The 7065-nt window shown below is 65.7% G+C and carries 10 protein-coding genes; 4 read left to right on the plus strand and 6 right to left on the minus strand.

Annotated elements, in window-relative coordinates; genetic code table 11:
- A partial coding sequence (locus A8G08_RS18840; RefSeq protein WP_342669673.1) for a MoeA family protein occupies positions 1 to 620 on the minus strand: 620 nt, incomplete at its 3' end.
- Positions 621 to 762: 142 nt separating this feature from the next.
- On the minus strand, positions 763 to 1704 hold the full coding sequence (locus A8G08_RS18845; protein ID WP_068277566.1) for a UTP--glucose-1-phosphate uridylyltransferase: 942 nt from the start codon (positions 1702 to 1704) through the stop codon (positions 763 to 765).
- A gap of 89 nt (positions 1705 to 1793) precedes the next feature.
- Between A8G08_RS18845 and A8G08_RS18850 the strand changes: the two genes are divergently transcribed.
- From A8G08_RS18850 to mscL, 4 genes are all read left to right on the plus strand, one after another.
- A complete protein-coding gene (locus A8G08_RS18850; RefSeq protein ID WP_245672900.1) occupies positions 1794 to 2384 on the plus strand; it encodes a 5-formyltetrahydrofolate cyclo-ligase in 591 nt (196 codons plus the stop codon).
- A gap of 75 nt (positions 2385 to 2459) precedes the next feature.
- A complete protein-coding gene (locus tag A8G08_RS26805) occupies positions 2460 to 2762 on the plus strand; it encodes an FmdB family zinc ribbon protein (protein WP_084436525.1) in 303 nt (100 codons plus the stop codon).
- Positions 2763 to 2870: 108 nt separating this feature from the next.
- Positions 2871 to 3563: a Flp pilus assembly protein CpaB gene (cpaB, locus tag A8G08_RS18855; protein ID WP_068277568.1), complete on the plus strand. Its 693-nt coding sequence runs from the start codon at positions 2871 to 2873 to the stop codon at positions 3561 to 3563.
- Positions 3564 to 3682: 119 nt separating this feature from the next.
- A complete protein-coding gene (gene mscL / locus A8G08_RS18860) occupies positions 3683 to 4105 on the plus strand; it encodes a large conductance mechanosensitive channel protein MscL (RefSeq protein WP_068277570.1) in 423 nt (140 codons plus the stop codon).
- 62 nt (positions 4106 to 4167) lie between these two features.
- Here the strand turns inward: mscL and A8G08_RS18865 are convergent, their stop codons facing one another.
- The 4 genes from A8G08_RS18865 to A8G08_RS18880 all read right to left on the minus strand — a co-directional run.
- Entirely contained in the window at positions 4168 to 4845 is a 678-nt protein-coding gene (locus A8G08_RS18865) for an MspA family porin (RefSeq protein ID WP_068277573.1), read from the minus strand.
- Positions 4846 to 4896: 51 nt separating this feature from the next.
- Positions 4897 to 5592 (minus strand): MspA family porin, encoded by a 696-nt coding sequence (locus tag A8G08_RS18870; protein ID WP_068277580.1) that lies wholly within the window; start codon positions 5590 to 5592, stop codon positions 4897 to 4899.
- Positions 5593 to 6211: 619 nt separating this feature from the next.
- Positions 6212 to 6709, minus strand: coding sequence for a MogA/MoaB family molybdenum cofactor biosynthesis protein (locus A8G08_RS18875; protein ID WP_068277583.1), 498 nt, complete (start codon positions 6707 to 6709; stop codon positions 6212 to 6214).
- An 86-nt stretch (positions 6710 to 6795) separates the two neighbouring features.
- The coding region (locus A8G08_RS18880) for a PDZ domain-containing protein (protein WP_157108656.1) at positions 6796 to 7065 on the minus strand (270 nt) is incomplete at its 5' end.

Consider the following 7065-nt stretch of genomic DNA (forward strand, 5'->3'; position numbering starts at 1 on the left):
ACCTGGCCGGCACCTGGCGTGCGATCGATGTCGACGAGCTCGCTGCCGATCGAGATCACCGACAGCCGGGGCCGCGGATGCACCAGCACTTTGTCGCGACCGACCGCAGCGAGCAGGCCGACCTGCGCGGCGCCGATGATCGTTCCCGATCGCACCGCCACATCGCCGGGCTGCACATCGTCGCCGACGCGGCGCACGAAATCACCTGAGCGCACCGGCTTGTAGACCTTGATCCGCGCGCGCCCACCGTCCGTGCGATCGACCGGCAGCACCGCGTCGGCCAGGGTGGGCATGGGCGCACCGGTGTCGACCCGAACGGTCTGGCGCGGCTGGAGGCGGATCGGTTGCCGGGAACCAGCCGACACCTCCCCGACGACCGGCAGCATCAGCTCGGCGGGCTCGCCTTCCTCACCGCGGATATCGGTCCCCGCCGGGGCGACGTCGACGCTGCGCACGGCGTACCCGTCGATCGCGGCCTGATCGAATCCGGGCAACGGCCGCTCGGTGACGACCTCCTCAGCACAGAGCAGGCCCTGCGCCTCCGAGATGGCGACGCGCACGGGTCGCGGCGCGACAGCCGCCGCGGTGACCAACGCCTGTTGCTCCTCGACCGAGCGCATGTCTCCCTTCCCGTCCGGCGGCGCACCCCCGCGCCGCAGGCACCGGATGCCACGTTCGCACCCGCCTATCCGGAGTGAACGGAAGCGTTCACTCCGTTCAACGCAACAAATCTTCCGTTCACAAAGTGGAAGATGCGGCGCTTTACTCGTATTGCGTCAGCTGCGGCGCCCAATCGGGGCTGAGCCGCTGCTCGAGCCATTCTCGCAGTGCGGGACCGTATTCGTCGCTGTCCAACGCGATGTCGACCGCGGCGCGCAAGTATCCGCCGGGATTTCCGAGGTCGTGGCGGGCGCCGCGATGCACCACGACATGCACCGGGTGGCCCTCGGCGATCATCAGCGAGATCGCATCGGTGAGCTGGAGTTCTCCCCCGGCGCCCGGTTCGATGCGGCGAAGCGCGTCGAAGACCGCACGGTCGAGGATGTAGCGACCGGCCGCAGCGAACGTCGACGGCGCGTCCTCCATCGCCGGCTTCTCCACCATGCCGTTGACCTTGAGCACGTTCGGGTTCACCGCATCCGGTACGGCCTCCACCTCGAAAACTCCGTAGGAGCTGACCTGGTCCTTCGGGACGTCGATGGCGCACAGCACGCTGCCGCCGCGCTTACGGCGCACCCGGCACATCACATCGAGCACCCCGCGGGGAAGCACGAGGTCGTCCGGCAACAGGACAGCAATCGCATCCTCGTCGTCATCGAGCACCCGCTCGGCCTGTGCGACGGCATGTCCGAGGCCCTTCGGCTCGTCCTGGACGACCGAGGTGACATCGAGGAGACCGGGCGCTCGGCGCACCTTTTCGAGCAACTGAAACTTGCCGCGTTCCTCGAGCTTGTGTTCGAGCACGAGGTCTTCGACGAAGTGCGCGACGACGCCGTCCTTGCCGGGCGAGGTGACGATGACCAGCCGACGGGCGCCCGAATCGGCGGCCTCGCCTGCAACGAGCTCGATGCCGGGAGTGTCGACTACCGGCAGCAGTTCCTTGGGGACCGTCTTCGTCGCAGGGAGGAAGCGTGTCCCGAGGCCCGCGGCAGGCACCACCGCCGTCCTGAAGCAGGCGTCGGGGGACTTCTCCGCAGCTGTCATGGCCACACCTTATCTGTCCAAAGTGGCGGTCCCTGGCAGTGCGCCGTCGACACCGTGGGAGGACGCCGGCAAGAGCTAGGGTTGTTCAAGTGAACTTGCCCGCGGACCCTTCCGCCAAACGTGACGTGCGCGACCGCATCCTCGCCGCTCGCGCTGCCATCTCGGCGAAGGGAAAGGTTGCCGCCGATGAAGCGCTGGCACGGCATGCCGGTGCCCTGCCGGTGCGCGACCGGACCGTGTGCGCGTACGTGCCGACCCGACGCGAACCCGGTTCGACATCGCTGCTCGCGGCACTGACCGCCGCCGGCGCACGGGTGCTGCTGCCGGTGGCCCGCGAGGCGGGCCCGATGAACTGGGCGGAGTTCACCGGCGACGAGCAACTTGTCAGCGCACCGTTCGGACTGCGGGAACCCTCCGGCCCCGCCCTGCCGCCGGAGGTCGTGGCAACGGCGACCTGGCTGCTGGTGCCCGCGCTAGCCGTGGATCGCGACGGGGTGCGGCTTGGCCGGGGTGCGGGTTTCTACGACCGCACCCTTGGATTGGCAGCGCCGGACGCGCGGATCGTGGCCGTCGTTTTCGACCATGAACTGGTCACGCAACTGCCCTCCGAACCCCACGACAAGAAGGTCGGATGGGCTTTGACGCCGGGGTACGGACTGGTCCAGCTGGGCAGGGAATAGTTGACGCATTCGCCAAGTTGGCACTGTAGACGGTAGAGTGCTAACACTTGCGGCGAAATAACTGCGGAGGATGAAGTGCCAACCTATTCGTATGCCTGCACCGAATGCGACAACCGCTTCGACATCGTGCAGTCGTTCAGCGAAGACTCCTTGACCGAGTGCAACGAGTGCTCGGGCAAGCTCCGCAAGCTGTTCAACTCGGTGGGCATCGTATTCAAGGGCAGCGGCTTCTACCGCACCGACAGCCGCTCCGGTTCAACCGCGAGCGAGTCCGCGTCGAGTTCCTCTTCGGATTCCAGCAGCTCGTCGTCGCCCTCGACCAAGAGCGAGTCGTCGAGCACGTCTTCGGCCGCACCAGCCGCCGCCGCCGCGAGCTGATCTTCGGCCGAGCGCAAGACGCCCGGCCCATTTGTGGACAACCAATTAGTTGTCCACAACCTCCATCGGACGCCGCACGGTGACGCTATCTCGCCCTAGCTTGTCCACATGGGCGTACCGCGACCATCCCGCAACCGGCTGGCACCCACACCATTCGACCGGCTCGCCGGCCTGATTCATCCCGGCTGGGCACATACCGTTCTCGCCCGCCGCATCCTCGCCGCTGCGCTCGCGCTGCTCGCCGTCGCGGTGGCGTTCCGTGGTGATCCCGATAAACGCGGGGTCGACATCGTGGTGGCCGCACACGACCTGCCATCCGGGCAGCTATTAGGGCCCGACGATGTCCGCATTATCGAGCTCGATGCCGGGTCGCTCCCCGATGGGGTGCTGCGTACACCCGATTCCGCAGTGGGACGGACACTCGCCGGAGCCGCCAGGGCCGGCGAACCGATTACTGATGTCCGCGTGCTCGGCGCACGACTGGCCGAACTGTCCGGCGGAACCTCCGATGCCCGGATTGTCCCGATTCGTCTCGCCGATCGCGGTGTCGCCGAGCTATTGCGCGAGGGGGATCGCGTGGACGTCGTCACCGCTACCGAATCAGACGGACCGAGCGACGACCGGGACGACGGCGAAACGGCCGCGCGAACACTCGCCCGCGACGCCGCCGTGGTGTTGGTATCCGACACCGGTGGTGGCCGCGACGCCGAACGCATCGTGATGGTCGCACTGCCCGCCGAACAGGCCGCCTCCGTCGCGGCGGCCTCGTTGTCCAGCGCGCTCACAGTGGTCTTTCACTGACGGTCGTGCCGGCTGCGCGGCCTCAGACCCCTTGGCTCTACACCTCCCGGACCGCGCCGACCCGGTTTAGCATCGGGCCAGACCCCTAGCACGAGACATCCAACCGATCGGAGACCAGAATGCTGAAGGGTTTCAGGGACTTCATCATGCGGGGCAATGTCGTCGACCTTGCGGTCGCCGTTGTCATGGGCACCGCGTTCACCGCGATCATTACCGCGTTCAGTATCAACTTCATCAACCCGATCATCGCCACTCTCGGCGGTTCCAACGATATGGGTTTTGGCTTCCAAATCACCGACAGCCCAGAGACATTCGTCAATATCGGCGCGATCATCACCGCTGCTATCAACTTCGTCATCATCGCCGTGGTGCTCTACTTTGTCATCGTATTGCCGGTGACCACGGCGAAGAAGCGCTTCATCGCCGCCGAGGAGGAGGAACTCAGCGATACCGACGTCCTCATCCAGATTCGCGACCTCCTCGCCGGTGGACCCAAATCACCTGAGGCAGTAGATGGTTCGAGCCCGGGCCCCAAAGTCTGACCCAGGAAACACAAGAGCGGCGGACGGGCAATGCCCGTCCGCCGCTCTTCGTTATGGAGTGATCAGCCGATCGAGAAGGGCTGGCCCCACAGGGTGACCGTGGAGCTCACGTTATCCGTGGCCACGTAGGCCGTGACGTACGAGCGCGCCTGGGCGTAGCCGGCGCAGCCGGTCACCCCGAAGGTCATGTCCGACCAGTTCACCGAGCCACTGGTTCCGCTGAACCCGTTGTCGGCGTCGTGGCCCTCATCGCCGTAATCATCAGGCGACTCGAGATCGAGGATCGGGTAGTTGACGGCCTGGCCCGGACCGAAGTGGAAGTCACCGGTCGTATCAACCGCGGCAGCTGCACCGCCTCCACCTCCGTCGGTGCCGGTGTTGCCTTCGATTCCGCCGCCGAGGCCGAAGTCGGCGCCGCCGAAGTTGATCTGGCAGCCGACGATGTAACCCGGCTCGATGCTGCTGTCGGCCTCGATGCTGGTTTCCACGATCGCGGTGCCCGAGGTCCAGACATTGCGGTGCAACGGGGTGGCGCCCAGCGAGGGGCTGATCAGCGCCGACTCGCCGACTCGCTTGACCGTGACGACGGTGCCGTCATCGAGGGTGCGAATGATTTGACCGTCCGGCAGCGGGACGAAGGTATCGGCGTTGGCGGCGCCGGCCGAGAAGAAACCGAGTGCGATGGCAGTGACAGCTCCGACACCGGCCAGCCGCACACCGTTCTTGAGCATGCTGTTCATGTTTGTCCTTGGTGTGAGTTCGCTAAGCGAGGGTTGGTGGTCGAGTCGGGATCAGCCGATGCTGAAAGGCTGGCCGTAAAGGGTGGCCTTGATGTAGTTATCGCCGATGATCTCGATGTTCGTGTACGACCGCGCCTGCGCGAAGCCGCCGCAACCCTGGATCTCCATCTGGACGTCCTGGTAGTCGATCGCGTAGCGGCCGGGCTTGGTGATGTCCTTGTCGTCGATGCTGACAAACTTCACCTCGCCGGGGCCGATACCGAGCGAGATGCTGCCGCTGAGTGCGCCGAGCACCCCGTCGCCCGAGTCGAGTCCGCCGCCGATGCCGCCGCCGAGGCTGATGCCGCCGACATCGACCTGGCAGCCAACGATGAAGCCGGTATTGATCTGCGAGGCGCCGTGGGTCGACGAGTTATTGGTGCCGCTGTTCTCGGCGTCATCGTTCTCCGGGCCGTTGTTCGGTCCGGGGTCACCCTCGGGGGTGACGGTGACATCGGCAAACGCCTTGCCGGAAACCCACACCACCCGGCCCGCGCCGTTCGAAGCCAGCGACGGGGAGACGATCGCCGAGGAGCCCACCAGGCCCATTGTGTATCCAAATCCGGCCTTCTGGCCGTCCGGCAGCGGCACAAACACATCCGCGTTCGCGGCGCCGGGTGAAAACAGCCCGACCGCCAGTGCGGCTGCTGCAGCCACTCCGGCGACCTTGGCGCCTCGGCGAAGGCCGGGGTTGCGGTTCTCGCTCATAATTCCCCTCATCATCACGTGTCCAACTTTTCTCGAGCCGACCATCGAAACGGAGTGAGTGGTCCCGTTGGGCCCAGCGAAGTTTCGCGCCGCTACGTTTCCGGCGCGTTACCTATCGTGTTAACTCGTCGCTAACCATCGAAAAACCCAATCGATATGGATTGCGCAATCGCGGTAGTGCTCATGCGCAACTTCGCCCGCAGACCCGTGTTCCAGTACGACTCGATCGGAACACTAACTGTCCCCATACGCCCCGGCAACGCGAACGCGACAGGGGCGATCTTGTGATCTAGCTCACAATATGCCCGCGCGACATGCCCGGTGAACGATTTGCTTCGAACAGCGAATTAGCGAGGTCAGCCGTGATGAGGGGGTACTTCCGAACGCAACCATTCCTCTCGAGAATTCCCGGAACTCCCGCTGCCCGACGGGAATTCGCCGGAGCCGCCGGTGTCGCGCTCGTCGCTTGTTGTCTCGGGTAGAACGTCTCCGAAAATGCGTGAAAGGCGAGCGGCCTCGGCGGGCGAACGCTTCGTGCTCCGCGGCGGTGTGGCCGTAGAACGCTCGCGATCGTCCTCGCCGAGGCCGTCGAAATCGCTGTCGGAATGGCTACCGATGATCAGTCTTCCAATCCGGACAAATGATCAATTACATGGGTGGCCAACGGAGTCAACGTCGCCATGCCGTCGCGCACCGCGGCGCGCGAACCGGCGAGGTTGACCACCAGCGTGCTGCCGGAGACCCCGGCCAGTCCGCGGGACAGCCCCGCGTCGGGTGCGCCGGCGGCCAACCCGGACGAACGCAGGGCCTCGCTGATACCGGGCAATCCCCGGTCGAGCACATCTTCGGTCGCATCAGGCGTCACATCGCGCGGCGAGACTCCCGTCCCGCCGACGGTGATCACCAGATCCACGCCACCGATCACCGCGGTGTTGAGCGCGTTACGGATCTCCACCTCGTCGGCGGCGACCAGAACCGTTGCGTCGACAATGAAATCGGCCTCGTTGAGCAGTTCGGTGACCAGGGGTCCGGTGGAATCGACCCCGTCTCCGTGAGCAGTTCGATCATCGACGATGATAACGAGCGCACGCCCGGCAACCGGCTTCTCGATCTCCATGGTGCTAACCGTAGTGGTCCACTGCGACAACGCGTCGCCCTGTCCGGGAATCCCCCGCAGCACCGCGCGCTTCCCCCCGAGCCGCATCAGCGGCCGCCGTCCGGCGCCGCCGCCAGGGTGACGGATGTCGTCTGTGGATTGGCACCGTTCCCATCGGTATAGGTGATCTGCACCTTGTCGCCCGGCGCGTACGAACGCACGGCCGCAATCAGCGCGTCACCGGCGTCGATGACACGATCGTCGACCTTGGTGATCACCATTCCCTTGCGGATTCCGGCCTGGTCCGCGGGACCGCCCGGGGTCACCTCGACCACCTCGGCGCCGTTGACCTTGTCCTGCGTCGGCACCTGAACGCC

Source organism: Aldersonia kunmingensis, from assembly GCF_001646865.1.
Taxonomy (GTDB): domain Bacteria; phylum Actinomycetota; class Actinomycetes; order Mycobacteriales; family Mycobacteriaceae; genus Aldersonia; species Aldersonia kunmingensis.